Origin of the sequence: Variovorax nitratireducens (genome assembly GCF_051216545.1) — a bacterium.
Classification (GTDB): Bacteria; Pseudomonadota; Gammaproteobacteria; order Burkholderiales; family Burkholderiaceae_C; genus Variovorax.
On record NZ_JBPJZO010000015.1, the window covers coordinates 54,806 to 79,823 of the forward strand.

The window sequence follows — 25,018 nt, forward strand, 5'->3', positions numbered from 1 at the left end:
GGGCAAGCGGGTAGTGGCGATTTCAACACCACCATGTCGACTGAAGACCTACTGGTCGAGTGAGCGGGTTCCGGCAAGCAGTTCGGATCGTTCAATTTCCGTGTTCAGTCTTGAGCTGCCGCCCGCTTTGCGCAGGCGAAGGTCCGCTCTCGATTTGGCGCGGCAAAAGCGGGCGCTCAGACTTCAGCGTGGGCGCGGATCATGTCCGCCGCCTTCTCCACAATCATGATCGTCGACGCATTGGCGATGGTGCCGCCGCTGGCCTGGCTGGCGCCTGTGCTCGACGATGTGGGCGCATTCGTCCGCGCCGCAGAGGAGTAGCATCGGCGCGTGATCGTTGCCAGCCTCGTAATCCCGCGTCGCTTCAATGGCCCGCCACGGTCGGGCAACGGCGGCTACGTGTGCGGCCGCCTGGCGCGTTACCTTGCTGGGCCGGCAAGGGTGCGGCTTCACGCGCCGCCGCCGCTCGAGCGCGAGCTGACGGTCGAGGCCACGGGCGACGAGGCGCGCCTGCTCGACGGCGAAGTCCTCGCTGCCGAGGCGCATCGCTGCGATCTCGAGCTCCTTGTGCCCGCGACACCGAGCTTCGTAGAGGCCGAGGCCGCGTCGAAGCGCTACCCCGGCTTCTTGCACCACCACCTGCCGGGCTGCTTCGTCTGCGGGCCACAACGAGCCGAGGGAGACGGTATGCGCATCTTTCCGGGCCCTACCGCGGCCGACGAATCGGTGTTCGCCGCGCCGTGGGTGCCTGATGCCTCGCTGGCCGACACCTCGGGCCGCGTCGCGACCGAGTTTCTATGGGCCGCACTCGACTGTGCAGGCGCCTTCGCGCTAAGGCCGGCGAACGATGAGCTGATGTTGCTCGGCGAGTTGTCGGCCCGCGTCGACCGCGACGTCCGACCCGGCGAGCGCTGCGTCGTCGTCGCCTGGCCGCTTGCGACCGACGGCCGCAAGCGCTTCGCCGGCACTGCGATCGTATCCGTGGCCGGCGACTTGATCGCCGTCGCGCAGGCCACCTGGATCGTGGTCGCGAGCCTCGATCGCTGAGAGCGCCCATGCGCGCCGTCATCTGCCAAAGCTTCGATGGCCCGCACGCGCTGCGCGTCGGCCAGATGCCCGAGCCGACGCTCGAGGCGGGCCAAGTGCAGGTCGACGTGCATGCCGCGGCGGTCAGCTTCATGGACTACCTGATGGTGTCGGGCAAGTACCAGATGAGACCCGCGACGCCATTCATCCCGGGCACCGACGGCGCCGGCATCGTAAGGGCTGTCGGCCCTGGCGTCAGCCGCTTCAGGCCCGGCGACCGAGTGGCCTGCAGTCACTGGATCGGCGCCTACGCGGAAACGATGGTGGTCTCCGAGCTGAAGGCCGCGCCGCTGCCTGACGGGGTCGACTTCGACACCGGGTCGACTGTGATCCACGCCTACAGGACTGCGCTCTATGCGCTCGAGCAGCGGGCAGCGGTGCGCAGAGGCGAGACGGTGTTCGTCACCGGTGCGGCCGGCGGCGTCGGCCTCGCGGCGGTGGACGTTGCGCGCCACCTCGGCGCGCGCGTCATCGCCGGTGTGGGCTCTGACGACAAGATCGATTTCGTGATGGAGCACGGCGCGATGGCGGCGGTGAACTATCGGGCGGAGCCGCTGCGCGAGCGCATCAAGGCGCTCACCGACGGCAAGGGTATCGACGTCTGCTTTGACAACGTGGGCGGCAGCGTGTTCGCCGAGATGACGCGACTGATGAGCTGGTGCGGCCGGCTGATGCCGATCGGCTTTGCCGGCGGCGAGATCCCGAGCGTGCCGATGAACCTGCCGTTGTTGAAAAACTATTCGATCGTCGGCGTGTTCACCGGTGCCTGGGCCGAGAAGTTCCCGCTCGAAAGCGCTGCCACCGACGCGAGGTTGATGCAGCTCGTCGCGGCCGGCCAGCTGCATCCGCATGTGAGCGACGTACTGCCGCTCGAACGAGTCGCCGACGCGATGGACGCAGTGGCAAACCGCACCGTGCGCGGCCGAGTCGTGTTGCGCTGCAGCAGCAGACTGTAAGCTTGGTGTTCGAGACTCACGGCCTAAGACGCACCAGAGTCAAGAGCGTACGGCGTCATGGTCTGAAGTGGCGCCGTGGTGGCAATCGCCTCTTGGAGTGCAGTTGGCGTGCGGCCGGTTGCTGCGTCAGGGATCCGGCTGCCAACCGGACGTCCACGTAGGCTTCGATGCCGTTGCGAAGTCTTCGTTATCGACGCGAAAAAGGCATAGACTGGAAGACGCTCGGGCGAACTCTTGACGCCCTAAGGAGCCGGTCATGACCAAGTCGTCGTTCGTCCTCGTTGCGATGTTTGCAACCGGCGTGTCGCTTGCCCCACCGGCCTTTGGACAATCGGGCGACGAAAAGCTGGGCAAGGTGCATTTCGAGGCCTCATGCAAGCCGGACGCACAGCGGCTTTTCGATCGCGGCATGCTGTATCAACACTCGTTTTGGTACCGGGGCTCGCAAAGTGTCTTCGAAGATGTATTGAAGGCCGATCCCGCTTGCGGCATCGCCTATTGGGGCATCGCGCTGAGCCTGCTTTGGAATCCCCACATCCCAGCGCCCGCGAAGAATCTCGCCGAGGGCGCCGCCGCGCTGACGAAGGGAAAGAGCATTGGCGCCGCCACTCAGAGGGAACGCGACTACCTCGATGCGCTGAGCGCCATGTACGCTGACTACGACAAGGTCGATCACCGCACGCGCATGCAGGCCTATGCCAAGGCGATGGAACAGTTGGCGCAGCGCTACCCAACTGATGACGAGGCTCAAATCTACTATGCGCTTGCCCTCAACACCTCGGCTTCGCCAGCTGACAAGACGTACGCCAACCAGCTAAAAGGTGCGGCCATCCTGGAGGAGATTGCGAAGCGACAGCCGCAGCACCCGGGAGTGGCTCACTATCTGATTCATCTTTACGACTCTCCGGAGCTCGCGGAAAGAGGACTTGGTGCCGCCAGGCGCTATTCCCAGATCGCGCCCGCGGCGGCTCACGCTCAGCACATGCCGTCGCACGTCTTCACGCGCATCGGCTACTGGAAGGACTCGATTGCCTCCAACGCGGAGTCGGCACGTGTCGCGGCGCAGGGCAAGGAGGGCCATGATCAGCTGCACGCCATGGACTACCTGGTCTATGCCAATTTGCAGCTCGGGCAGGACAAGAATGCCAGCGCCGTCATCGACGAGATGAGCAGGGTCACCGGTTTCACCGAGACTTCTATCCCTGGGCCCTATGCGCTGGCCGCATCGCCGGCGCGCTACGCGGTGGAACGCGGCGACTGGAAGGGCGCGGCGAACCTCCACGTCCGTCCCAGCCCGCTGGCCAATGTGCAAGCGATCACGCATTTCGCACGGGCGCTCGGCGCTGCCCGTTCGGGTGACGCTGCAGCCGCCAATGCGGACATCGCCAAGCTCGCCGAATTGCGAGACAAGTTGCGCGAAGCCAAGGATGCGTATTGGTCCGAACAGGTCGATATCCAGCGCCAGGTTGCAACCGCGTGGGTCCTGTACGCCGAAGGCAAGCATGATGAAGCACTGAAAGCAATGAGTGCGGCGGCAGATGCCGAGGATGGGACCGACAAGCATCCGGTGACGCCGGGTGTCCTCAAGCCCGCGCGCGAACTCTACGGCGTCATGCTGCTCGAGCGCGGAATGGCCAAGGAAGCGCTCGTTGCATTCGAAGCCACGCTGAAGAAGGAACCGAATCGGCTGGGCGCCTATGTTGGTGCGGCGAAAGCCGCCGAAAAGTTGGGCGATTCGAGCAGGGCTCGGGAGCATTTCGGCAAGGTCATCACGATCGCCGATGGCGCTGACAAGACCCGTACCGAGGTTGACGACGCACGCGCGTTCCTGGCGAAGCGGCCATGAGTTTGGTGCCCTGAGAAGATTCTGATGAGGACGTGGTTGGGTCTGATCCTGCTGGCTACTGCAGTGACGCAAGCGGAGGCCGAATCGCTGCAAGTTATCGGATATTCCGGGGAGCTCGGGCAGTGGGACTTGAGCGCGAGCGTTACCGAACGGACCGTGAATCGAACTAGGGAATTCTCCGGGCCGTTGACGATGCGGCACGTGGGTGTCTGCACGCAGGATGGGCCGGAGGAAAGAACAGGTGAGATCCGTTTTCAGTTTTCGAAGTTTCGGTCTGCAATCGAGGCAACCATATTGATTGATGGCGTCGAATGCAGGTACAGCGGACGACTATCAGATCGTTATAGCGGAGCGATGAACTGCCCGGACCGGCCAGCGGTGTCGGTGACCATTTGGCTGAAATAGTTGCGCGTGAGCGATGAGCCACCTCAGTGCGTCCCCGCGGCAAGCGAAGATGCCATTCTCATTGGACGACGTGAGGAGCCATGCACCCTGGTCTTCCGGCTCGCGCGAAATTCCTTGTAGCCCCGGCTGCCGCAGGCCGCACGAAGGGCAAGCCGCGTGTGAGCCCGCCGCGGCGTCTATGAGCTACCAGATAGCTGACATTCGCGACCGTCTGCTGTTGGGCCGCATTCTGACCCTGATTTGCGGCCCGGTCGTCAGCCTGCAGAAGCACCATTTTCTGGTCCGGCCGCCGGCATCCGAAGGTAGTAGTTGTCCCACTCGGCTTCTTCGACCAACTCAAAATTGTGCCGCACATAAAAGCGATTCGATTCGCTCGCCCGCAATGCGCCAACCCGGACGGGCATCCCTTGTGCATCTGCATCGGCGAACACGACTGCAAGGACGGTGGCCCCGATTCCCTTGCCCTGATGCGCGGGATGAACATAGAGGTGGTCAAGGAGAAGATGGCCGCCTTGATGGCGCACCACGACAAAGCCGACTCTATGCCCCTCGATGACCAGTTGTCGGGTGCACGCCGGCGTGAAGTTGGCGAGAAAGCGGTCTCTCGCACGTTGTGGGTCGAAGCGGCCGACCCGTTCGAGACTTGGACGCATGGCAATGACGCGGAGCGCGGCAAGGTCCTCTGCGTCACGCGATGAGGCCGGTTCAAAGTGGACGGGTATGGCGCGCATCGGGTTATGGGTTGAGGGTCTGGTTGACCGACTGTAGCCGTCGCGCAGCCATCCAACTTCGCCCTCAATCTGCTTGCCAAGTTGCTCGGCGGGAGTGGTGCGATTTTTGTCGAGCTAGGGAAGTTCGCTGACGATGCCTATGCCGCCAGCGAAGGCGGTCTTGGTCCGGGGATAGGGTCAGCGCCGCGCTCATCGCTCACGAACCAATTGGGAGTACTGCCAGACTCCCCAGATCGCTCCCACGGTGACGCCGATCCCGACGCTCAAGCCGACCGACAACCCAAACCCGAGGGCCAGGAGCAGCATCAACCCGGCACAGACCAGCCCGATGAAAATTAACGTGACGAAATTGAAGCGCGCGACCTCGAGCGTGTCTTCGGCAACACTGCGGGGACTGCGACCGTGCTTGCTGCGCTGACCCCTGAACACCAAGACATCCATAACAAGGTCGAAGAAGCCGATGCACAGATCGGCCAAGATGCTCCACATTGGGACGCTCCGTTCGGGTGACACCCTGGGTTGTCGCTGTTCTCGTATTGGACCAACGAGGGTGGGGTGTCGGATGACGGCGGAATGTTACCGTGCTTCCGACAAGGGATGCTGTCGCAACTAGTTATCTCGAACGCGGGGTTGACCGTGGTCAGTCAACGTCCGGTGTTGGCCAAGGCTGTGTGGAAACGCCGCTGGCGCCCCCAGTATTCCGAAGCGTCGCGTTGGCAGTGCCCTGATGGCCTCCGTCGGAGGATGAGCGGCGGGCCGTTGCGCGCGACGCATCCGTGGCGCGCTACAGATCGTCGAACTCTGTGCTGCTGTAACCGGTAAGCCAGCCGCCTTGAGTCATCTCAGCGCCAGATGCTTGCCGCGATGAGAAGATGAACAGGATGCCCACCAATGCAACACCAGCCACCAGCCACCAGCCACCAGCCACCAGCGCCCACGCGCCTGCCGTCGAGCGTGTTCACCGAGCACCGTCAATCCACCGGCGTGCAGCCGGGCCTCACGCATGCCTTCGGCGTGCAGTACGCGCCCGACAGCCGCTGGACATTCGGTGCGAACTTCGAGAACGGCACGGTCGGCTCGGAGACCATCGGCGAGGTGCGGTGCGAAGCGGTAGCCTTCACCGCCGGCTATGCGTCGGCCGACATCAAGTACAGCGGCGGCATCGAGTACCGGCGCGACCGCACGCAGCTCGAGGAGCGCAAGAATTGGCTGCTGCGCAATGCGATCAGCTACAAGACCAGCGACGAAGGACGCTGGGTCGGCTATTTCCGTCCGGTGCTGAACGACCGGCTCAACGTGCTCGTGAAGTACACCTACCTGTATGACCTCTCGTCGCCGGGGCAGGTGTCCTTCACCGACACCACGACGCGCCCGGTGTCGACGCTCGGCGTCGACTACCAGCAGAAGAGCAGCGTGTTCGCGATCGACGCGACCTACGACCTCGACAAGCGCTGGACTGTGGGCGGCAAGTACGCCTGGCGCCGCGGCGAGCTCAGGCCCAGCCGCGATGATTCGGCGCAGTGGTTCAAGAGCTCCGCCGTACTCGCGATTCTGCCTGTCGACTGGAAGGTGGTGCGCAACTGGAGCTGGATGGCGGAGCTGCGCTCGCTGCGCGCCAAGGAACTCGGTGACCGCCGCACCGGCTGGCTGACCGCCGGCTACTACCACGTGAACGAAAACATGAAGGTCGGCGTCGGCTACAACTTCACAGACTTGTCGGACAACCTTACCGATCTGAGTTATCGCAGCCGCGGCTTCTTCGTCAATGTGCTCGGGAAGTTCTGAGCGAAGCGCTCGCGGGACGAATCGAGCGTGCAGGGCCAAGATCCCGCCGGGGTGAAGCGCCGCAGCATACTCATGTTGCACGCGCTTTCGCGCTCGGTTTCGAGCGCGGCGATGACGATCCATCTTGCAGGACCCCGCTGGAGATCCTTCGCCAGCGCGCCCGTGTGCGCAGCGCTTGCTCCGACAGCCCGAGCCGGCGCGCCCATCCAGCACACCCCTGAACGAGAATGCTGAGGCCAACGCGATGCCCGTGCGCCGTGGTGCGAGGAGACGAATCCGAATGCGAGTTCGGATTCGAGCGGCCGGGCGCTCTTGCACTGGCAGCTTCTTGCGCGGGCGTTTGCGCATCGTCCTAAGCGAGCGAAATGCCTTACTCGCGCGTCAGCTTCTGCCTGGCGACCACCTGCTTGTAGTGTTGGCGCAATCCCCGCCAACGCGATCTGTGAACGCGGTCTCCGCTGTGGGAACGATTCGCAGCGTTGAGCAGGAACTCTCGGGCGCGCTGCTCGCGCTGGCCGCCGAGATCGAGAACGCGCGCTCAGGCCCGGGGCAGGACGAGACGGAACGCACTGCCGCGCGCCGGCGCACTGTCCAGCAGCACCTTGCCGCCATGCCGTTGGGCCACGGTCTTGACGAACGCCAGTCCGAGGCCCGCTCCCTCGACGTTGTCGCCTGTACTTCCCCTGGAAAAAGGCTCGAACAACCGGGCCTGGAGTTCCTCGCCGATGCCTTCTCCCTGGTCCTGCACCAGCACCGCCCACTCGAGCGGGAGCGGCTCGACGGCGCAGGTGATCGACGATCCCACCTGCGAGAACTTGAGCGCGTTGCCCAGCAGATTGCCGATGGCGCGCGCAACGAGCTCGCGGTCGATCACGCTGTGCGCCTCCTCCGGCGAAGGCGCCATGGTGATGCGCACGCCATGCCGGCGCGTCGCTTCCCACGCATCGTCGACGCACTCGAGCAGCACATCGACCAGGTTGTAGCGCTCGACCCGATAGCTGCTTGACTGCGCCCGAACCAGCTGCGTGAAATCGTCGGCGAGGCCCAGCGCCTTGCGCGCATGGCGCTCGATGCGCTCGTGGAACTGCAGCGGCGTCATCGCCGACGGGCTCTGCCGCTGCAAGCTCTGCAGCGTGAGGATGGAAGCGAGCGGTGCGCGCATGTCGTGGCTCAGGAAGCGCATCGCGTGATCCCGCTGGTGCTGGGCCTGGCGCATCGCGGTCACGTCCACCAGCGAGACGATCCACCCGAGATGCTCGCCGCCGCCGCTGAACGAGGGCGCCTGCTTGACCAGCAGGTCGCGCTCGGATCCGTCGCGGGCGGCGGCCGAGACGGTCGCGGGCGACGCAGCCAGGCTGGCGGCGCTGACGACCGGCTGGTGATCCGACTGCGACAACACGTCCGACATCAGGGCGGGCGCCGGGGTGCCCTGCAGCTCGGCGCCGGAGTCGACACCGAAATGACGTGCCGCTGCGGCGTTGGCAAGGAGCACGATCCCCGCCCGATCGCAGACGAGGGTCGCGTCGGGCAAGCCTTCCAGGCTGTCGCTGACGAAACGGTGCAGGTTGCTCAATTGCTCGGCCGCCTGCCGCAGCGCGTCGATGCGGCGGCCCAGGAAATCGCACGAGGCGGGGGCGCTGCCGGACAGGGCCCCCATGCGCCCGCTGCGGCGCAGCCGGCCGAACTCGTCCGCAAGGTAGCGCGAGGCCACGTCGAGTTTTCGCCAACTCCACAAGGCATAGCCCAGGCCCACGCCGAGCACGCCTGCTGCCGGCGGAAACTGAAAACCCAAGGATGCCGCTGCCGCGGCCGCGGCCAGGGGCAGCGCCATCATCGCCACCGTCAGCATCAGCGCCGGAAAGGGGCCGACGAAGGCCATGCCCACCAGCGCCAGCAGCACGGGAAGGACGTTCAGCGTCGCATTGAGCCATCCAGGCAGCGGGGCCATGCGGCGCTGGCTGAGCAGGCTGTCGAGCACGTTGGCCGACAACTCGACGCCGGACATCAGCTTCGAGCGGCCCGAGACAGGCGTGGTGTACAGATCGCCCAGGCCGGCCGCTGTGGCCCCGATCAGCACGTACTTGCCCTTGAAGGTTTCCGGGGCCACAGCGCCGTCCAGGACGTCGACGTAGGACAGCTGCCGAAAGTGCCCCGGCGGACCCGCGAAGGGCACGATCATCCTGTGCGAGCGTTGCCAGCCGGGAACGCCGTCCGCACCGCTGCTCGCCGCCGCGGTCCCGGCCTGTGCGGAGCCCGTCCCGGCATCGCCGACCTTGCGCATGGCGAGGCTGAAGTGATCCCACTGGCGGCCGGCCAGGCCCTCCTGCAGGTACACGCCGCGGGCCACGCCGTCGTCGTCGACGTCGAGATGGACATGCCCCAGCGCTGCGGCACCGCGGCGCAGCGCGGGCAGCGGCTCGACGATGACGGGCTCCGCATTGTGGCTCTGCATCATCAGCGGGAGCACCACCTTGCCGCTGCGCGACACCGCGGCGGCCAGCGCGGCATCATCGGCGGGGAAGCGCTGTTCCGGCTCGATGAACAGCAGATCCATGCCGATGGCGGCGGGCGCGTCCTCGTCGATGCGGTCGATCAGGTTGGCATGGAAGGAGCGGCGCCACGGCCATCTTCCCAGGGCCGCAACGCTCTTGTCGTCGATGGCCACGATGACCACCTCGCTGCGATCGACGGGGCGCGCCTGCAGGAACATCAACGTGTCCTGCAGCGATCGGTTCGGCTCCTGCAGCCAGCCGCACCGGTCCATGACGGACACCAGGCCCGCGACGACGATCGCCAGCGCCAGCCATTCGAACCGGCGCCAGGGCAGGCGACGACCTGCGGCGAAGAAGTGGCGGTTCAGCATGGTTGCGGCAAGCCGTGGCGCAGCTACTGCCGGTCGATGGGCCGGCCGCTGCCATCGCGCACGGTGCCGCCGCCGGCGTCGCGCAGCACGGCGCCGATTCGCACGGCCTGGGTCGGAGAGAAGGAGCCGGCTTCACCCTGCGGCGCGATCGCCTGCATTCGCACGTAGTAGGTGCCGGGGGGCAGATCGCTCAGTTGCAGGATGCCTTCGGATCCCGTCACGTCGTGCACCAGCTCGGCGAAGTCGCCGCCGCGCGAGACCTCGACGTGATACCGGAAGCCAGGCACCGCGGTCCAGTAGACCTGCAGCGCGCCGTCTTCACCGCCCACCTTCGGCACCGGCGGTGGCTCCGCCACTTCGAAGCGCTGGCTCGCGCTGAAGGGCCCCTGATCCGGACTTCCGTCCGGCGCCAGGCCCACGGACGCCACGCGCCAGACATAGCGACCGGGGGGCAGGGGGGCCGAGCGCCGGCATTCGGAAAGGGCCTCATCGTCGACCAGCAGAGCCTCGAAGGCCTCGTCGCGGGCGACCTGCAGCCTGAAGCGCCGAACACCGGCGGGTTGCGTGCAGCTGAACTCGACCGTGCCGCTCCCGATCTTCTCTCCAGGTGATGGTCGTTGCGAGAGCGGCGCTACCGGCCGTGCCTTGACGCGAAGCGCACGCGTGCTCTCCGGGCCCGAGAGACCTTCCGCGTCCACCGCGCGTGCACCGACCATGTAGGTGCCGTCCTCGAGAGCGGCGAACTGCAGCTCGGCGCCCGCGAACACGCCATTGCGCACCACCTGCTCCACCGCCTCGTCCTTGGCGATCCGTACCCGATAGGCCGCAACGCCAGCGACGGCCGGCAGCGGCAGGCGAACGAAGTCGAGGTCGGTCACGGTTCCCGGCAGGCCTGTCAGGTCGGGCGGGCCCGGCAGCTTGCGCACGGGCCCCACCACGCCGGCGCTGCTCACGCGCGCGCCCTCTCCGGCGCGAAGCCGATGCTGCCGGGTGGTGCGCTGGCGCGCATCGCGCCCGCGGCCTTTCAGATTCACGGCGCCGTGCGTGACTTCGCCGGTGACGGCGGCGTCGGGTTGCAGAGCCACGCCGAACTCGGTGCCGCGCACGCTGGCCACCGCCAGCGGCGTGCGGATCTCGAAGCGGCTGGAAGGGCTGCGCTGCGGCTGCGCGGAGGCATCCACGCGGCCGGCTTCGAGCTGGATGAGGGTCTCGCTGGCCTGCAAGGCCTCCTGCTGCCGCACACCGACCAGTCGCACCTGCGAGCTCGCGGGGATGCGCACCAGCGAGCCGTCGCTCATCTGAAGTCGCACGTAGCCGTCGGCACCGACCTCGATGCGCGTGCCCTCCGCCAATCGTGCGCCCGCCTGCAGCGGCTGCGGCTGCAGATCCTGCGCAGCGATCTGGCGAGCCTCGCCCGTCACGTAGGCCACGGTCGCGAAGCTGGGGGCAGCGGCCAGCAGCACCGCCGGAATGCGCACCCGGGTGCCGGGATCGAGATGATGTGGATCCGCGATGCCGTTGTGCCGCTGCAGCAGGGGCCAACGATTGGAGCGGCCCGTGTAGCGCTCGGCCAGGCCGAACAGGGTTTCGCCCGCCTGCACCGCATGAACCAGATCCGGCAGCGCGACGGCCTGGGGCTGGGAGAAAGCCAGGGCGGAATGCAGCGCCAGCAGCAGGCCCGCGATGCATCGCCCGATGCACCCTGCGTTGCGGCGTGCGGCCCGCGCCGCACGCTCAGCCGGCATGGCTGTCATCGGTGCCGAGCACTTCGAATCGATAGCCCTGTCCGTAAATCGAGGCCAGGCGATAGCCGCTCTCGGGGCGCAACCCGAGGATCGTGCGCACGCGGGAGATATGCGTGTGGAGCGAACGCGACATCAGCTCGGTGCCGGAGGGATTGCTGACGCCCCAGATCGTCTCCAGCAGGTGCTTGCGCGAGATGAGCCGCCCCGCATTGCGGAACAGGAACAAGGCGAGGTCGAACTCCTTTTGCGTCAGCACCACCGGCTTGCCGTCGATTTCGAGTTGCCCGCTCGCCAGCGCGAAGCGGTAGCGTCCCCAGGTCTGCTCTTCGGGCTGGGGATCCGCGTAGGCCCGCCGTAGCAGCGCGCGCACGCGCGCCGCCAGCTCGCCGACGCGCATGGGCTTGACCATGAAGTCGTCGGCGCCCGCGGCCAGGCCCTCGACGACGTCGCGCTCTTCGTGGCGATTGGTGACGAAGAGAATGGGGATGCGATGCTGCAGGTTGGAGCGGACCCAGCGCACGATCTCCGGCCCGGTGATGTCGGGCAAGTGCCAGTCCAGCACCAGCAGATCGAAGCTCTCGCGCTGCAGCTCGCGCCGCAATGCAGCGCCCTCGGCGAAGACATGGCAGTCATGCCCGATGGACTGCAGCGTGCACCTGACGAGGTCGAGCTGATCCACGTCGTCGTCCAGTGCGGCAACTCGCATTTTTCCGATACCCCTTTAGTAAGTGCCGGGCGACGAGTGCCGCGCGCCAATCGACAACAAAGTGTACCGGGGCACCGCGCGCGAATGCCGCCGGAGATTGTCAAGCAATGTCAATTCGCGGCCCTTGGTTGTAGGACAAAACCACCTGTCCGGCTGCCACTTGGACTGCATGACTTCTGCATACCGAGCACCTAGATTCTCATGCTTTGTCAATTCGATTGTGGTGCCCAGGTCGGGTCACTACATTCGCGCTCCATAGACGCACCCGGTTCGGATGCGTAATCCCGAGATCTTTCAACCCATGTACGAGTTTCCTCGCCCCATCGATCTGCTGCAGCGTTTGGCGAACACCAGGCTACCCATTCGTATCGTCGATCACGGTGAAATCGAGACCTTGAGAATCCTGAAGCTGAGCGGCTCCATCAAGGCCGCCATTCCCGACGCAGCACGACCGCCCGGCGGACTCCTGCGCAGCCACGCGCAATCGCCCGCGACCGTCGACGAGATCACCAGGCTCGGACGCATCCTGCTGGACCGCTTCCCTAGTCGTGCCCCAGGAAGAACATCGGCGCAGCCGCGCATGCAGTGCCTGTAGGCGCCACCCGCTCACCGCTCTATGACCAGCATCTTTAATCCGCAAAAGGCCGCGCCATGCGAACCGTCCACGACGATGGATCTCCTGGGCATGGCGCTGAAAAAAGACAACCTGCGCGTCTGGGCGGTGCGTCTCGGGCTGTCGAACGAAGCCTTGCGCACGGCGCGCAGCCGGGGTCGGCTCTCGCCCGTGATCGCGGGTGCCCTGGCCGAAGACCTTCAACTGGACCCCGCCCAGTGGATCATCATCGCCGCGCTCGAAACCGAGCGCGAAAGCGCGTGCAAGACCCGGATGATCCAGCGCTTCAAGAAGTCGTGATCCTGGCCTGCGCATCGCTCTTCAGTCTCACATGTGCGAAACCGGCGAACGGCTCGACGTTCACGCTGCCCATGTCGATCTGGTTGCCTTCTCAGGACAGCCGCTGTGTCGGCAATCCGCAGCGCAGAGCCGTACCCCAACCATGGCAAGTCGACAGGATCGACTATTTTTCTCGAAGTTGAGTCAGGTCGCGACGCTGTCAACCACCGGATCTCGGGCGATACCGGGCTCCAGTAGCCTGAAGAAAATTCGGATGCCGCCCACTCCGTGCGTGTGGTCCAACCACGGCCGCAGCCGTGCCCAAACGGGCACCCGGAAGGATCACTGTCCGCGAATGACGCGGTGGTGCAGGCTGCGCGCTCTCGCACGCTGGTGGGCATCGTGGCGCGCAGCGATCTGATCAAAGCTCCGCTCGCGCACTTCCACGAAGAGGGAAAGCGCGAGAGGCTGCGAGGACTGCCGCCGCAGTCATCCTCGCAAGTCCGCTCCTCAAGGCTCGCAGATCAGCCGGCTGCGGCAGCCCCTCACCACTTGATGCGCACCCCGAGCGAGCCCTGCAGCGCGCTCTTCACCTTCGCGTCGCCGCCCGAGGCCCACAGTTTGCCGACTTCACCGTAGACGCTGGTCGTCTGGTTCAGCGCCAGGGTAAGGCCACCGGCCAGTTCGCTGACGGTAGAGCCGGTGCGGCTCGTGATGTCGGTCGTACCAGCGGCTCCGATGAAGCGAACCACGTCGGTACCGCTGCTCGCCTTGTAGACGTTGAAGCGGCCGTAGGGCTGCAGCGTGCCGAGGCCCGTGGCGATCTCGCCCTTCAAGCGCACGCCGATCCGCGCGATCCAGCCGTCGTCGCTGTCTTGCCGCACGCCCGCGCCGGAGATGGCGATGTCGTTCAAGCCGACGTGCTGGTGGATCAGTTGCAGCTGCGGCTCGATCTTCCAGCCGCTCGCGCCGAGCGCGAAGGCCTGGCCCACTTCGATGGACGCCATCAGGCTGTCGCCCTTGCCCGCGCTGCGCGCGGTCGACAGCGGCTCGACGGTGTAGCGGTGCCGCCCGGCCTGCAGCACGGCATCGGCATAGAAGCCCGAATCAGCGGTCCAGGTGCCGTAGGCGCCCAGGTACTGGCTGCGCAGGTCGTTGGAGCCAACGGCCAGGTTGGCGACACCGCGGGCGAAGCCGCTGACCTTGACGCTGCCGTCCAGCTGGCCGACGTACACGCCGGCACGCCAGTTTGACGTGGCGAGCAGGTCGGTGCCAGCCTGGAAGCCCTTGACGTTGCCATTGCTGTGCGGGCTGACGGTGCCTTGCTGGCGGATGTCGATGTCGGTTGCGATCACACGGCCCCAGGCACGGCGATCGCCGCCGGTCGATGCGGGGCCGCTGCCCTTGACGTCGTCGTCGCCGATGCGCTGGTGCAGATTGCCGATCATGGCCAGGTTCATCTGGCGCACCTGGCTGGGCAGTGCGGATAGCAACGGGACTTCGGCGCGATAAGTGGGCACTTGGACGGCGATGGTGCCGGTGCTGCCTGGGCTGCTCGTGCTGCCTGTCGATCCACTCGAGCCTGGCGTTGCCGGTGTAGGTGTCGTGGTAGTCGATCGCAGGTACCAGTTCTCGCCAGCGCCCGTGGCGTCGGCGGCATGCAGGCGGTACTCGAAGGCGCCCGCATCAACATGGCCGCCCGCAAGCGCGAACGCATCCTTGGTGGTCTGCGCGGTGGTGGTGGCGCCGTTGAGCGCCGAGACCACTTCGATGCCGTTGCCCGTCGTCAGTGCGCCCAGGCCGCCGAGTTGGGTGACCTGCACGCTGGTCCGGCCGCTGGCCGAGGCGCTCGCGCCGTTGAGCACCAGCCGGTCGCTCACGCTGGTGCTGTCGCCCAGGAACGTGCCGAGCCGCAGCACGCCATTGTTGCCGACATAGGCTCCGTTGACGGTGAGGGTGGTGCCCGGTGCGGTGCCCACCAGCGAGACGGTGCCGCTGTTGGTGAGAGAGGCGACCGTCTGGCTAAAGCCCGCTAGATCCATCGTGGCACCGCTTTGCACGGTGTGCGCCGAAGCTGCGCTGAAGGTGCCGGTGGCGCCGGCCTTCAGCGTGCCTTCGGCCACATCGGTCGCGCCGGTATAGCTGTTAGCGCCCGAGAGCGTGAGGGTGCCGCTGCCCATCTTGGTGATGAAGCCGCCGCCGCTGATGTTGCCGCTGAGCGTGGCGCCGAAGCTGCCGGTGTCGATCACCGGGTCGTTGCTGCCGGTCAGCACGACGGCGTTGGCAAGGTTCAGCCCGTCGGCAACGAAGCCGAGCGTGGTGCCGTCGTCCATCGCCAGCGTACCGGTGCCCAGCGCCAGGTTGTTGCCGACGTTCAATCGGCCCTGCTTGAGCGCGGTGCCGCCGCTGTAGCTGTTGGCCCCGCTCATCGTCATGGTGCCGGCGCCTTCTTTCACGAGCGAGCCGGTGCCGCTGATGGTGTTCGATAGCGTATGCGCATCCGAGCGGTTGACGACCAGCGTCGCGTTGTCGACGATGTTGCCGCTCACCGAGCCGGTGGTGCCGCCGTTGCCCAACTGCAGCACCCCGGCGCTGATCGTCGTGGTGCCCGTGAAGGCCTGATCCTGCGTCAGCGTGAGCGTGCCCGCGCCGGTCTTTTCGAGGCCGCCCGTGCCGCTCACCAGGCCGGCGTAGGTTGCGTTGTCGGGCTGGGCGAAGCGCACGAGCCCGTTGTCGGTGATCGCTGCCGGCGCGAACTGCGCGCTGCTCTGCAGCACGCCGCCCGAGCCGACGTTCATGCTGCCTGTGTAGGCACTGTTGTCGGCGCCCAGGATCAGCGTTCCGCCAACAACCGAGGTGCTCGTGATGCCCGCTGGCGCCAGCGCCGGGTTGAAGGTCCAGGTGCCGCTGTTGTTGACCAGCGTTTGGAAACCGCTGAGAGACAGCGGCGCGAAGGTGTCGGCCGCGTTGTTGTCGCTGTTGAGCGTGAGCAGGTTGGCGCCCCCGCCGCCGTTGACGTTGCCGGTGATCGAGCCCCCCGTATACCAGCGCAACGCGTCGTTGCCGCCGGCAAAGGCGAGCGAACCGGTGAGACTGCCCTTGTTGGTGAAGTCGATGGCCATCGTGCCGCTGGCGCCGATGACGGTCGCAGTGGTCGAGCCCGTACCGTCGCCTGCGGTGATCGTGCCGTTGTTCACGACGGTGTTGGCGCCGCTGTTGGCCTGGAACCAGATGGACGCGTGTGCGGAATGGATGGTTCCGTTGTTGATGATGGTGTTGCCGCTGCCTACGGGATTCATGGCCTCGGAATTGGAAGCCGTGCCGGTGGCGGCGACGGTCGCTCCTGCCTCGACGGTGACCGTGCTGTTGTTGTTGATCTCGATCGTGTTCGCGCCGATGCCCCCAAAGGGCGACTGGGCGTTGGTGGAGTTGTTCTGCACTGTGGCACCGCTACGGACGACGATACTGGCCGCGTCGTTGACGCTGATACCAGAGCTGTTGCCTGTGCTGACTGTGGCGCCCGAAGTGACCTCGACCACAGTGCCGGTCGGGGTCGTCGGACCTGTGCCCACGGTGGTGGCCTGGTCGACTCCCGTGCAGGTGATCGTGTTGGTATTCGTGTCGGTGGCACACGCGGCCGCGGCAGGCAAGGAAGCCGTCGCCAGCAAAGTGGCCGCAAGCAGGGCGACGCCCTGCGCGGCGGTGGTCGATCTCGCGTGGCCGCGTCCGAGTTCGGATGCGACGGCCCAAATGGCGAGCGCGTCATTCCAGATGACGCGAAAAATCCTATTCATTACCTGAGTCCTGCTATTGATGGTGCACTCGCACGAGGTGCATGGGCGGCACTCGTGTGACCGGTGCTCTGTATCTCCCTGGAACGGGTCGGACTCTAAGGCAATACTTTTGGAGTAAATAAGGAGCAATTGGCATTGCTCTTCCGAATGCATAATTGTTCACATTCTTTCGTTTTTGTTTGCTTTGTTTCGTTGCGAATGCAGCACACAACTAAGCAGGGCGCGAAAGAGGGTTGCCTGGTCGACCAGGACGCCCTGGCAGGTGGGCGAATACATCAGCCGCAAGCTGGCAGCCGCAGTGGGGCGATGGCGTTGTCGCGCAATTGGCGGGGCACCTGGCCGACACGCAACCGGGACTGCGAGGCTTCACCCGCCCCAATCTTTTCCGGATGCGCCAGTTTTACGAAGCCTACCGTGATGACGAGAAAGTCGCACCGCTGGTGAGACAACTGCCTTGGACGGACAACCTGATCATCACGCGTCACAATGTCAAGTGCGAGAGCAGGGCAACGAAGCTCAGGCTCTTCGATTTTCCCAATTTGCGGCCCATCAGCGATCCGTGCCAACCATCGCCCGTCCTTCCGCAGCCTTCCCCCACTTCCCAGCGAAAACGCCTCATGGCGCAATGCTTTGCAAAGCCATTCGGTTCGAGAAAGCCAACCATGAACTTGCAGCAACGCCACAAGATCCATGCAGCCGGAAGCGGCCCCGCGACCCTTTTCTTTGCCCACGGATTCGGGTGCGACCAGCACATGTGGCGTCTGCTCGAACCCGGATATCGCAAGCGCTACAGGACCGTGGTCTTCGATCTCGTCGGCAGTGGCGGTTCGGATCTGTCGGCCTTCGACCGAGACAAGTACGCGACGCTCGACGGCCATGCCGAGGACATAGCCGAAATCGTGCAAGCGTATCGGGAAGGCCCCGCCGTGTTTGTTGGACATTCGGTGAGCGCAATGATCGGCGTTCTCGCAGATCGGGCGCATCCAGGACTCTTCGCGGCGCACGCCATGGTGGGGCCCTCGCCGTGCTATATCAACGATGGCGACTACATCGGCGGGTTCGAACGCGCCGACATAGACTCGCTGCTGCACACCCTCGAAAGCAATTACCTCGGCTGGTCGAGCACCATGGCGCCGGTCATCATGGGAGCACCCGAGCAACCCGAGCTGGGCGTCGAGCTGACCAACAGCTTCTGCCGTACCGACCCCGAGATCGCGAAGCATTTCGCGCGGGTGACCTTCCTGTCTGACCTTCGCCCCGCGATCGCGAATCTGCGGACGCCCTCGCTCATTCTCCAGTGTGACGACGACCTGATCGCTCCCGTCGCGGTCGGCGAATACATGCACAGGTTGATGCCGAACAGCATGCTCAGGATCATCGAGAACGTCGGGCATTGCCCGCACCTGAGCCGGCCCGGCGCGAGCAGCGACGCGATCGATTCCTTCCTGTTGCAGCACGGGCTGTAGGTGGTTCTGTGTCTACGCTTGACTCGGATCGCGAAGAACTCCTGGATGGAGCGCCCTGCGGTCTGATGCAGACCGATGCGAAGGGTGTCTTCCTTCGCGTGAACCAGCCGTTCTGCCTGTGGTTGGGCTACGCCAAGGAGGAACTGGTCGGCAAGAAGCGGCTCCAGGATCTGCTGACCATGGGCGCACGCATCTTCCATGAGACGCACTGGGCACCGCTGCTGGAGATGCAAGGATCGATCTCAGAGCTCAAGCTTGACGTCAGGCATCGGGACGGCAGCTCAGTGCCGATGGTGCTGAACGTCGTGCGGCATGGGCAGGGTCCGGCGCTGACGGACGAGGTGGCGGCGTTCGTCGCACGCGACAGGGACAAGTACGAACAGGAACTGCTGCTGTCCCGCAGAAAGCTCGAGGCGCAGGTCGCGGAAGTGGAACGCCTCCAGGCCGAAACGAGGGATCGGGCGCTTTTCGCGGAGCAGATGATTGGCATCGTGAGCCACGATCTGCGCAATCCTCTGTCCGCGGTGAACACCGGTATCCAGTTGATCTTCCGGCATGCACCGACGGACAACCAGGCGCGTGTGCTGTCGCGGATGGCGCAATCGGTGGAGCGGGCGAATCGACTGGTTTCCGACCTCCTGGACTTCACGGTCGCTCGCGTCGGAAAAGGTATCGCGATCAACCCCTGCCAAGTCGATCTTCACGAAGTTGTAGCTCAGAGCGTGGCCGAACTCGCGCTGTCGTTTCCCGACCGGACGCTGCGCCACGAGACTCACGGCGACGGCAGGTGCACTGTCGACCCGGATCGGCTGTCGCAACTGGTGGGCAACCTGGTGGCAAATGCCGTGGCCTATGGCGATGCGAGCAGGGATATCACGGTGACGACGACGGTGCTCGACGAGCGAATCGAAATTTCCGTTCACAACTGGGGATCGGCCATCCCCCATGAATTGATTGCCTCCCTGTTTCAACCCATGGTTCGCGGCGCGGCAGCGGCGACCGGCAGAAGCGTGGGGCTTGGCCTTTTCATCATCCTGGAAATCGCCAAGGCCCACGGCGGAACGGTGAAGGTGGACTCGAGCGACCCACTGGGCACAACGTTTACGGCGGCGGTCCGGGCCCGCCCCTGAGCGAGGTTGATCGGCCGAGGGCGCCCCGCGACGCCGCAAGGTTTCTGCCGGCAGCCCTCTCCTGCGATGGTCGCGCGCGATGGCGTCAAGGGCTACGGCATCAGGAGCTTGAACTGGGTGAGCGAGCGCTCAAAGGCATTGCAGCGGCGCATGTCCGCGATGACCTGGTCGAGGTCGTCGTAGCGAAAGCGCGAGCTCCAGTCATGGACATGGCACATGGCCTTGATGAATGGGTCCGGGTCGCCCCCGCGGGTCAGCGCGCGCAGGCAGTCCAGGTACTCCTCGCGATACAGGGTGGGCACGATGATGCGGCAGCCGTCGACTGCGGAAAGCTCGGCGTTCATCACCAGGCGCGCCAAGCGTCCGTTACCGTCGCTGAATGGATGCACCTCGGCAACAAGGAACATGGCCAAGAGCGCACGCGCGGTGCCCGCGGGCACGCCTGGCAGCAGTCTGCTGCCTTCGATCAACGTTCCTCTCACCAGTTGAGGCCGCACAAACTCGGTGTTGCCCGCGCGATTCAAGACGAGCTTGAACTCGCCCGGGCCCACCTCTGGTCGGTTCTCCATCTGCTTGCCGTGGCGCGCGCGCAGTTGCTCGAGCACTGGCTCGCCCGCGGGCAACGTAAGCGTTGACCAAGTGGGACTGAGCGCCTGCTCGAACACGCCGATGATGTCGTGGGAATCCTTCGGCCGTACCGTGATCGGAACGCCCTCCAGCACGAAGCCGCGCGCGTCCTCGACAGAGAATTCGGTGCCTTCGATGAAGTTGGAGAAGTACGACTCCAGGAACGCAAAATTCCGCCGGGCCCGGTGGTTGCCCAGCAAGGAGGGCGGCATGGGCAGAGGGTTGGCGCGCAGGCGCTGCGCGAACCGCTCGAACAGCTCCAGGCGAGCGCTGTCGTAGGGGACGGCCGCGGTGTAGGCCTTGCCCTGACGCGTCGTCAGAACGCTGGGGTGCGAGTTCAGGATGCTGCCCACCAGACCATCAAGTTGCGCAAACTCGCGCTCCAGGCCCAGCCCCGGCGCGACTTCACGCGCGAGCTCCCGCAGCTGACTCAGAGAGGTCTCGCCGCGCGAGTGGCAGATGTCCAGCAACCGTTTCTCCACGGCTTCGGCGCCAACGCTCTTGGGGCTCTTCCCGCGGCTGGGTGACAGGTTCTCGAGCAACACCCGGGGCTCCGACGCGAAGTAGAGCGGCCGCCCCATCATCTGGCTGTCGCCAGCCTGCGGAGGCGGGCCCTTCCAGACCTCGACCGTCAGGCCAGGCAGTTCCATGTTCCGCCGATAGGTGCCTACCAGGAAGACTTTGCCTTGGCTCGGGGCGCCGCCGTCGAACGCGGTGCGAAAGCTCATCACGGTGCCCGGGAAGAAGGCGGCCAGCACGCGGGGACGGTGCCGTGCGACGAGGGCTGCCCAGTCCTCCTTGGGCAGCGAGGATGCGAAGCCCTTGGCCACCTGCTTCAGCTCTCCTGCGGCAAGCCGCCGCTGGACCTGTCGCACCTGCGCCGGCGAGAGTTCCGGGTACAGAAGGACAGTGTCGTCCAGAGCGGGTGTCGTGATTTTCGTGACCAACGGGAGTATCGCTTGAAGGTTTGTCGGATATTTGAGCTATACCTCGCCATAATTGTCGCATTATTGGATTGATGCAGGCTCCCGCATATGTCGCGTTTTTCGAGGGCAGTGGAGATTTCCTCGACAAAATGTCGCTTTTATGCCGTACAAATATATGCCTATGTCGCGAAGTTGATGTTCAGTAGCGCGACATGACGCGGGTAGACCAAGGCCGACCGGCCAAAAAGTGGCTCTTTTTGGCTTACCGCGCTCCCGCCAGAACCCGCGCGGGCTGCGACTGATCCCGTGATGGCGGCGATGTGCCGAGCCGCCGAGCGCCGCAGAAAACAGCAAGTCTCAGAGGTCCGCTGCTGCTTGCAGCTACATAGTCCGCGCTACGAAGGGGTTGCTATATCCGCGTGCCCGACCCGTTCCCCCGCTGGAGTTCGGGCAAGGCTTGTCGTGGGAGCCGCTGCGCATCGAGCGCGTGTGCGAGGTGAAGTACGACCATCTGTAGGGCCACCGCTTTCGCCATGGGACGACGTTCGTACGCTGGCGCCTGGAGAAGCCGCCTGCCGAATGCAACTATGAGCAATTGGAAGTGGCGCCGCCGTACGAGCTTGGGCGGGTGTTCAGTGCGTAGAACGCGAACAGAGCGTCAACCCTGCGGGCATCCACGCCGCACATGCCACCAAGCCAGCTGCCGGAGTTGCCATGGGAGGAAGACGACCAGGCTCCATCTTTTCCCAGCAGCTGCTGAAGGATCAGGCGATCCTCCTGGGCGCGCACCGGCGCCACGTATTGCTTCAACTCCCACAAGGCCAGTTGACTGGTCGATGGGGGTGTCCACTCGGCTCGGACGAGGCCATACGCCCGGGTTTGCTTTCGCCTACAAGAGATACCTGTCCAACCCGACACTGCGATGAGTTCGGCTTCTCCCAAATACCCGTTCCGCAACCGTTGCTCCACTTGAAGGACTGTCATGGCAGACGACGCAAAGACCCCCTCTCAACTTGCCGACGAAGCCCGCCAAATCGGACGAGACGCCTCGAACGCGGCCAGTGGAATCACTGACGAGGCGAAGACGATTGCCAGCGAAACAGTCCAAGCGTTGCGGTCAAGCGCCGCCGACGCGAGGGCGACTGCGGGCGAGGCGCTCGACACGGTGCGCGGCGTCGCCGCCGATGCGAAGGATGTTGCCGCAGACGCAGTAGGTACCGGCAGGATCTACGCGCAGAGTGCGGTCAACAAAGCCGGGAAGAAAATCGTGAGCGTCAGAGAACGGGCTGCCGAATGGCAGGCGTCCTGCGGGAAACAGATCGCAGCCGAACCCGTGAAGTCCGTGTTGGCCGCTGCCGCGGGCGGTGCACTGCTCGCGGGCTTGCTCTTGGCCTTCGGTCGGTCCAGGCCTCGCTACTGCGACTGACGCAGGGGGGTTTACCCGATCCATATGGCGGCATTACGGCGGCCAGAAGCAGCGGAATTCCGTGTGGTTTGTCACTTGGAGTGGCGGGTTTCTCGGCGCAAGATGAGCGCATGTACAAACGTCTCGCTCTGCTCCTGAGTCCCCTGATCACCGTGGGCTTGGTGTATGTGTTCGGCATTGCCGCGGTGATGGTGTGCTTCGCCCTCGCGCTGGGGACGTTGATTTTCTCGACCGGAGAGAGCAACGACCCAATGGCGAGAGAGCGGGAACAAGACTCGTCCTTCGCAGGGACAACGCTTGCAGGCAGTCTTTGAGCACGGGGTCGGAATCGAACCGCGATCACGGCAACGAACGCAATTTTCGCGGGGCTACCTCACCGCAAGGCGAGGAGCCGGGCGCTTGAAGATAGGCGCCCAGTGCCAAGGAAAGACGGGCCAACCCCGGTGGCGAAAGGATTCGCATTGCTTCTCACTGGTGGGATGGCGGCCCTCGGAGGATGAGCCGACGATTCGCCGCCCTGCGGCAACTGTTCAGCGCACTGTCGACATCACGGTGGCGCGGCAGCGGCCCTGATCGCGCCAGGCAAGCATGCTGCAATTGTCCAGCGCGCGTTGCTGCATATCGCTCAGCCGCGGCTGCTCGTAGCCACGGCCGTGCTGCCATTCGCCGGGTCGCTCGTTGACCTGCGGCCGCCCATAGTACGACGGCGCGGGCTGATAGTAGGCGGGCGGTGCCTGGCGATAAACGGGTGGCGGCGGTTCGTAGTACACCGGCGGCGCGGGTTGGTAGTAGACCGGCGGCGGGGGTGGTGCGAGATAGCGCGGCGCGGGTTCATAGTAGGTCGGTGTATCGATGCCGATGGACCAGCTCACCTGGGCGTGCGCAGCGGCACCGGCAGCGAGAGCCGCCGCCGCAATGGCAACGGGCACCAACACCTTGATGCACGAGCGAGGAATGTTCATGGAAGTCTCCTGGGAGGCGCGACGGGCACCAATTCACCCTCCAACGCGGTGCCAGGTGGTTTGGTAGACGGAGCTGTCAGGATTTTTGTGTTCGAGGCGGGTTGATTGATTTGCTCTCGCGTATTTCTCTAATGTCTTCGGGCCCCTGCCAGGCCGCCGGAGGCACCTCCGATTGAGCCATGTATTCATGGTTCAACCTCCTGCCCTGCTGGCGCCGTGGGGCTGCGTGAAGCGATCTTCGTAGAGTATTGCAAACTGGTTTGGCACTCCTGCCATTGCGCTGGTTGCCACCGCTGGCCTCGGGCTTGCTCGCCCCGCTTGGGTAGCCCAGGTGGCCATGTCGCTTTCAGGAGCAGCCCTGCGACGCCGCGGCACGCCAGTGCGCCGCTGATTCCACCAAGTTCTCCAGCCCCGGTGCGCATTCGTCAGTCCGGAGGGGCGCTGGACAACTGGACCTGCGGGGGGCACGCCGCCAGGTGAGACTCTTCGCGGTCAGCTCTTGGGCTTTGCGTATTCCTCTGCGCTCATCATCTCAAAGCCAACGAACGGGTCGTTGCCTTCGACCCATGCGTCGTGGCCCGGCGGAATGGTGTACGACATGCCTTCCTCAATGGCGGTCTTCGAACCGTCATTCATTTGCACGGTGATTCGTCCGGAAACTGCGTAGCCAACATGAGCTACCTGGCAACTGTCCGTGCCGACGACCGGCTTGATGCACTTCGACCAGCGCCAGCCTGGCTGAAACTTGAAGCGGCCCAGCGTGTAACCCTCGAGGCGGACCACTTCGACCCGAGTCTTTTCCGGCTCCCGAACCTCATCCGGTTCGTCATGGGATCTCGTCTGAAGCTTGGTGACATTCATCGGACTTGCCATCACTACTCTCCTTGCACGAGTGAGCAGTTAGTCGCGGCAGCCTCGTGCCAAGCCGCGCGTCGAACGATTGAATACTAGTCCCGGGCCACGCTTGCGGCGACCTATTTTTCGCCAATCCGAAAGGTCAGCCAGGTGCGAGCCGGGCCGGTCGAGCATGGCGGGATCTTGAAAACTGCCGTCGCTCTCGTCCTGCGCGGTGCTGCCATCCTGGCGTCCGGCGCGTAGCGCTCGAGGATCTTCGCCGCCGCTGCGATGTCCCTTGGACTCCTGGCGCCGAAAGACCTCGCAGGCTACGGCGGCCATCAGGTCTACATTCGCAACGCGCAACACCTGCCACCCCCGCGCGAAGGGGTGCGCGAGATGATGTCCGTGATGTTCGAACTGCTGCGCGACGAGCCTTCGACTGCCGTGCGCGCGGTGTTGGGCCATTTCATGTTCGCTTTCATCCACCCGTACATGGAAGGCAATGGACGTCTTGGGCGCTTCATCATGAACACGATGCTGGCCTCAGGAGGATTCCCCTGGACGGTGCTGCGCCTCGAAGATCGCGATCGGTACATGGCGGCGCTGGATGCGGCAAGCGGGCAGGGCAATATCAAGTCGTTTGCGACATTCGTCGTCCAGAGCCTGAACGCGGCGATCAGCGTCCGCGCCGAAACCTGACGATAGTCGCGCCGCGGACGACCGCTGCCGGAAAATCTGAACCGCTGCTCCAGGCCTGTGCTGTCGTCTGCGCATCCGCCTTGTCCGTCAGCCCTGTCGGGCGGATTCAACCGGTCGATGCAACACGCGAGCAACT

The 25,018-nt window shown here is 65.0% G+C and carries 21 protein-coding genes and 1 pseudogene; 13 read left to right on the forward strand and 9 right to left on the reverse strand.

Features of this window, described 5'->3' with window-relative positions:
- Positions 1 to 330 precede the first annotated feature (330 nt).
- The 4 genes from ACSFA8_RS24920 (at position 331) to ACSFA8_RS24935 (ending at position 4,293) form a co-directional block, all read left to right on the forward strand.
- Positions 331 to 1,047, forward strand: a complete 717-nt coding sequence (locus ACSFA8_RS24920; RefSeq protein ID WP_435482154.1) for a hypothetical protein — start codon at positions 331 to 333, stop codon at positions 1,045 to 1,047.
- 8 nt (positions 1,048 to 1,055) lie between these two features.
- Positions 1,056 to 2,042: an NADPH:quinone oxidoreductase family protein gene (locus ACSFA8_RS24925; protein ID WP_435482155.1), complete on the forward strand. Its 987-nt coding sequence runs from the start codon at positions 1,056 to 1,058 to the stop codon at positions 2,040 to 2,042.
- 256 nt (positions 2,043 to 2,298) lie between these two features.
- A complete protein-coding gene (locus tag ACSFA8_RS24930) occupies positions 2,299 to 3,888 on the forward strand; it encodes a tetratricopeptide repeat protein (protein WP_435482156.1) in 1,590 nt (529 codons plus the stop codon).
- A gap of 36 nt (positions 3,889 to 3,924) precedes the next feature.
- Positions 3,925 to 4,293 carry a hypothetical protein gene (locus ACSFA8_RS24935; protein WP_435482157.1) on the forward strand — a complete coding sequence of 123 codons (369 nt, stop codon included), beginning with the start codon at positions 3,925 to 3,927 and terminating at the stop codon, positions 4,291 to 4,293.
- Between the two features lie 254 nt (positions 4,294 to 4,547).
- Here the strand turns inward: ACSFA8_RS24935 and ACSFA8_RS24940 are convergent, their stop codons facing one another.
- Positions 4,548 to 5,015 carry a GNAT family N-acetyltransferase gene (locus ACSFA8_RS24940; protein ID WP_435482193.1) on the reverse strand — a complete coding sequence of 156 codons (468 nt, stop codon included), beginning with the start codon at positions 5,013 to 5,015 and terminating at the stop codon, positions 4,548 to 4,550.
- 198 nt (positions 5,016 to 5,213) lie between these two features.
- Positions 5,214 to 5,513: a hypothetical protein gene (locus ACSFA8_RS24945; RefSeq protein ID WP_435482158.1), complete on the reverse strand. Its 300-nt coding sequence runs from the start codon at positions 5,511 to 5,513 to the stop codon at positions 5,214 to 5,216.
- A 402-nt stretch (positions 5,514 to 5,915) separates the two neighbouring features.
- Between ACSFA8_RS24945 and ACSFA8_RS24950 the strand changes: the two genes are divergently transcribed.
- Entirely contained in the window at positions 5,916 to 6,809 is an 894-nt protein-coding gene (locus ACSFA8_RS24950) for a hypothetical protein (RefSeq protein ID WP_435482159.1), read from the forward strand.
- A gap of 538 nt (positions 6,810 to 7,347) precedes the next feature.
- Here the strand turns inward: ACSFA8_RS24950 and ACSFA8_RS24955 are convergent.
- Genes ACSFA8_RS24955 through ACSFA8_RS24965 form a run of 3 tightly spaced genes read right to left on the reverse strand, consistent with a single transcriptional unit; the run spans position 7,348 to position 12,123 of the window.
- Complete coding sequence (locus tag ACSFA8_RS24955) at positions 7,348 to 9,672, reverse strand: CHASE2 domain-containing protein (RefSeq protein WP_435482160.1); 2,325 nt, start codon at positions 9,670 to 9,672, stop codon at positions 7,348 to 7,350.
- Between the two features lie 23 nt (positions 9,673 to 9,695).
- Positions 9,696 to 11,417, reverse strand: coding sequence for a FecR domain-containing protein (locus tag ACSFA8_RS24960; protein WP_435482161.1), 1,722 nt, complete (start codon positions 11,415 to 11,417; stop codon positions 9,696 to 9,698).
- Positions 11,407 to 12,123, reverse strand: coding sequence for a response regulator transcription factor (locus tag ACSFA8_RS24965; RefSeq protein ID WP_435482162.1), 717 nt, complete (start codon positions 12,121 to 12,123; stop codon positions 11,407 to 11,409). The genes ACSFA8_RS24960 and ACSFA8_RS24965 overlap by 11 nt, the downstream gene beginning before the upstream one ends.
- A 301-nt stretch (positions 12,124 to 12,424) precedes the next feature.
- On the opposite strand from ACSFA8_RS24965, the gene ACSFA8_RS24970 reads away from it, so the two are divergent.
- Complete coding sequence (locus tag ACSFA8_RS24970) at positions 12,425 to 12,718, forward strand: hypothetical protein (protein ID WP_435482163.1); 294 nt, start codon at positions 12,425 to 12,427, stop codon at positions 12,716 to 12,718.
- A gap of 21 nt (positions 12,719 to 12,739) precedes the next feature.
- On the forward strand, positions 12,740 to 13,036 hold the full coding sequence (locus ACSFA8_RS24975) for a hypothetical protein (RefSeq protein WP_435482164.1): 297 nt from the start codon (positions 12,740 to 12,742) through the stop codon (positions 13,034 to 13,036).
- A gap of 524 nt (positions 13,037 to 13,560) precedes the next feature.
- Here the strand turns inward: ACSFA8_RS24975 and ACSFA8_RS24980 are convergent.
- Entirely contained in the window at positions 13,561 to 16,809 is a 3,249-nt protein-coding gene (locus ACSFA8_RS24980) for an autotransporter outer membrane beta-barrel domain-containing protein (RefSeq protein ID WP_435482165.1), read from the reverse strand.
- Positions 16,810 to 17,132: 323 nt separating this feature from the next.
- Between ACSFA8_RS24980 and ACSFA8_RS24985 the strand changes: the two are divergent.
- The 3 genes and pseudogenes from ACSFA8_RS24985 to ACSFA8_RS24995 form a co-directional block, all read left to right on the forward strand.
- Positions 17,133 to 17,231: pseudogene (locus ACSFA8_RS24985) on the forward strand (hypothetical protein); the annotation flags it as partial.
- A 240-nt stretch (positions 17,232 to 17,471) separates the two neighbouring features.
- Entirely contained in the window at positions 17,472 to 18,275 is an 804-nt protein-coding gene (locus tag ACSFA8_RS24990; protein ID WP_435482194.1) for an alpha/beta fold hydrolase, read from the forward strand.
- 8 nt (positions 18,276 to 18,283) lie between these two features.
- Positions 18,284 to 19,405, forward strand: coding sequence for a PAS domain-containing sensor histidine kinase (locus ACSFA8_RS24995; protein WP_435482166.1), 1,122 nt, complete (start codon positions 18,284 to 18,286; stop codon positions 19,403 to 19,405).
- Positions 19,406 to 19,497: 92 nt separating this feature from the next.
- Here the strand turns inward: ACSFA8_RS24995 and ACSFA8_RS25000 are convergent, their stop codons facing one another.
- Positions 19,498 to 20,979: a Fic family protein gene (locus tag ACSFA8_RS25000; RefSeq protein ID WP_435482167.1), complete on the reverse strand. Its 1,482-nt coding sequence runs from the start codon at positions 20,977 to 20,979 to the stop codon at positions 19,498 to 19,500.
- Positions 20,980 to 21,940: 961 nt separating this feature from the next.
- Between ACSFA8_RS25000 and ACSFA8_RS25005 the strand changes: the two genes are divergently transcribed.
- Both ACSFA8_RS25005 and ACSFA8_RS25010 read left to right on the forward strand, forming a co-directional pair.
- Positions 21,941 to 22,384, forward strand: a complete 444-nt coding sequence (locus tag ACSFA8_RS25005; protein ID WP_435482168.1) for a hypothetical protein — start codon at positions 21,941 to 21,943, stop codon at positions 22,382 to 22,384.
- A 110-nt stretch (positions 22,385 to 22,494) separates the two neighbouring features.
- Positions 22,495 to 22,698 carry a hypothetical protein gene (locus ACSFA8_RS25010; protein ID WP_286622612.1) on the forward strand — a complete coding sequence of 68 codons (204 nt, stop codon included), beginning with the start codon at positions 22,495 to 22,497 and terminating at the stop codon, positions 22,696 to 22,698.
- A 216-nt stretch (positions 22,699 to 22,914) separates the two neighbouring features.
- Here the strand turns inward: ACSFA8_RS25010 and ACSFA8_RS25015 are convergent, their stop codons facing one another.
- Together ACSFA8_RS25015 and ACSFA8_RS25020 are read right to left on the reverse strand one after the other, a co-directional pair.
- Positions 22,915 to 23,346 carry a hypothetical protein gene (locus ACSFA8_RS25015; protein WP_435482169.1) on the reverse strand — a complete coding sequence of 144 codons (432 nt, stop codon included), beginning with the start codon at positions 23,344 to 23,346 and terminating at the stop codon, positions 22,915 to 22,917.
- Positions 23,347 to 23,838: 492 nt separating this feature from the next.
- Positions 23,839 to 24,219, reverse strand: a complete 381-nt coding sequence (locus ACSFA8_RS25020; RefSeq protein ID WP_435482170.1) for a cupin domain-containing protein — start codon at positions 24,217 to 24,219, stop codon at positions 23,839 to 23,841.
- Positions 24,220 to 24,471: 252 nt separating this feature from the next.
- On the opposite strand from ACSFA8_RS25020, the gene ACSFA8_RS25025 reads away from it, so the two are divergent.
- Positions 24,472 to 24,882: a Fic family protein gene (locus tag ACSFA8_RS25025; protein ID WP_435482171.1), complete on the forward strand. Its 411-nt coding sequence runs from the start codon at positions 24,472 to 24,474 to the stop codon at positions 24,880 to 24,882.
- Positions 24,883 to 25,018 lie beyond the last annotated feature (136 nt).

Bases quoted from the DNA above. Each gene is read 5' to 3' on its own strand.
- ACSFA8_RS24925 (WP_435482155.1), top strand. From the start codon at position 1,056: ATGCGCGCCGTCATCTGCCAAAGCTTCGATGGCCCGCACGCGCTGCGC.
- ACSFA8_RS24930 (WP_435482156.1), top strand. From the start codon at position 2,299: ATGACCAAGTCGTCGTTCGTCCTCGTTGCGATGTTTGCAACCGGCGTG.
- ACSFA8_RS24945 (WP_435482158.1), bottom strand. From the start codon at position 5,513: ATGTGGAGCATCTTGGCCGATCTGTGCATCGGCTTCTTCGACCTTGTT.
- ACSFA8_RS24950 (WP_435482159.1), top strand. From the start codon at position 5,916: ATGCAACACCAGCCACCAGCCACCAGCCACCAGCCACCAGCGCCCACG.
- ACSFA8_RS24955 (WP_435482160.1), bottom strand. From the start codon at position 9,672: ATGCTGAACCGCCACTTCTTCGCCGCAGGTCGTCGCCTGCCCTGGCGC.
- ACSFA8_RS24960 (WP_435482161.1), bottom strand. From the start codon at position 11,417: ATGCCGGCTGAGCGTGCGGCGCGGGCCGCACGCCGCAACGCAGGGTGC.
- ACSFA8_RS24965 (WP_435482162.1), bottom strand. From the start codon at position 12,123: ATGCGAGTTGCCGCACTGGACGACGACGTGGATCAGCTCGACCTCGTC.
- ACSFA8_RS24970 (WP_435482163.1), top strand. From the start codon at position 12,425: ATGTACGAGTTTCCTCGCCCCATCGATCTGCTGCAGCGTTTGGCGAAC.
- ACSFA8_RS24975 (WP_435482164.1), top strand. From the start codon at position 12,740: ATGACCAGCATCTTTAATCCGCAAAAGGCCGCGCCATGCGAACCGTCC.
- ACSFA8_RS24980 (WP_435482165.1), bottom strand. From the start codon at position 16,809: ATGAATAGGATTTTTCGCGTCATCTGGAATGACGCGCTCGCCATTTGG.
- ACSFA8_RS24990 (WP_435482194.1), top strand. From the start codon at position 17,472: ATGAACTTGCAGCAACGCCACAAGATCCATGCAGCCGGAAGCGGCCCC.
- ACSFA8_RS25005 (WP_435482168.1), top strand. From the start codon at position 21,941: ATGGCAGACGACGCAAAGACCCCCTCTCAACTTGCCGACGAAGCCCGC.
- ACSFA8_RS25010 (WP_286622612.1), top strand. From the start codon at position 22,495: ATGTACAAACGTCTCGCTCTGCTCCTGAGTCCCCTGATCACCGTGGGC.
- ACSFA8_RS25015 (WP_435482169.1), bottom strand. From the start codon at position 23,346: ATGAACATTCCTCGCTCGTGCATCAAGGTGTTGGTGCCCGTTGCCATT.
- ACSFA8_RS25020 (WP_435482170.1), bottom strand. From the start codon at position 24,219: ATGGCAAGTCCGATGAATGTCACCAAGCTTCAGACGAGATCCCATGAC.
- ACSFA8_RS25025 (WP_435482171.1), top strand. From the start codon at position 24,472: ATGTCCCTTGGACTCCTGGCGCCGAAAGACCTCGCAGGCTACGGCGGC.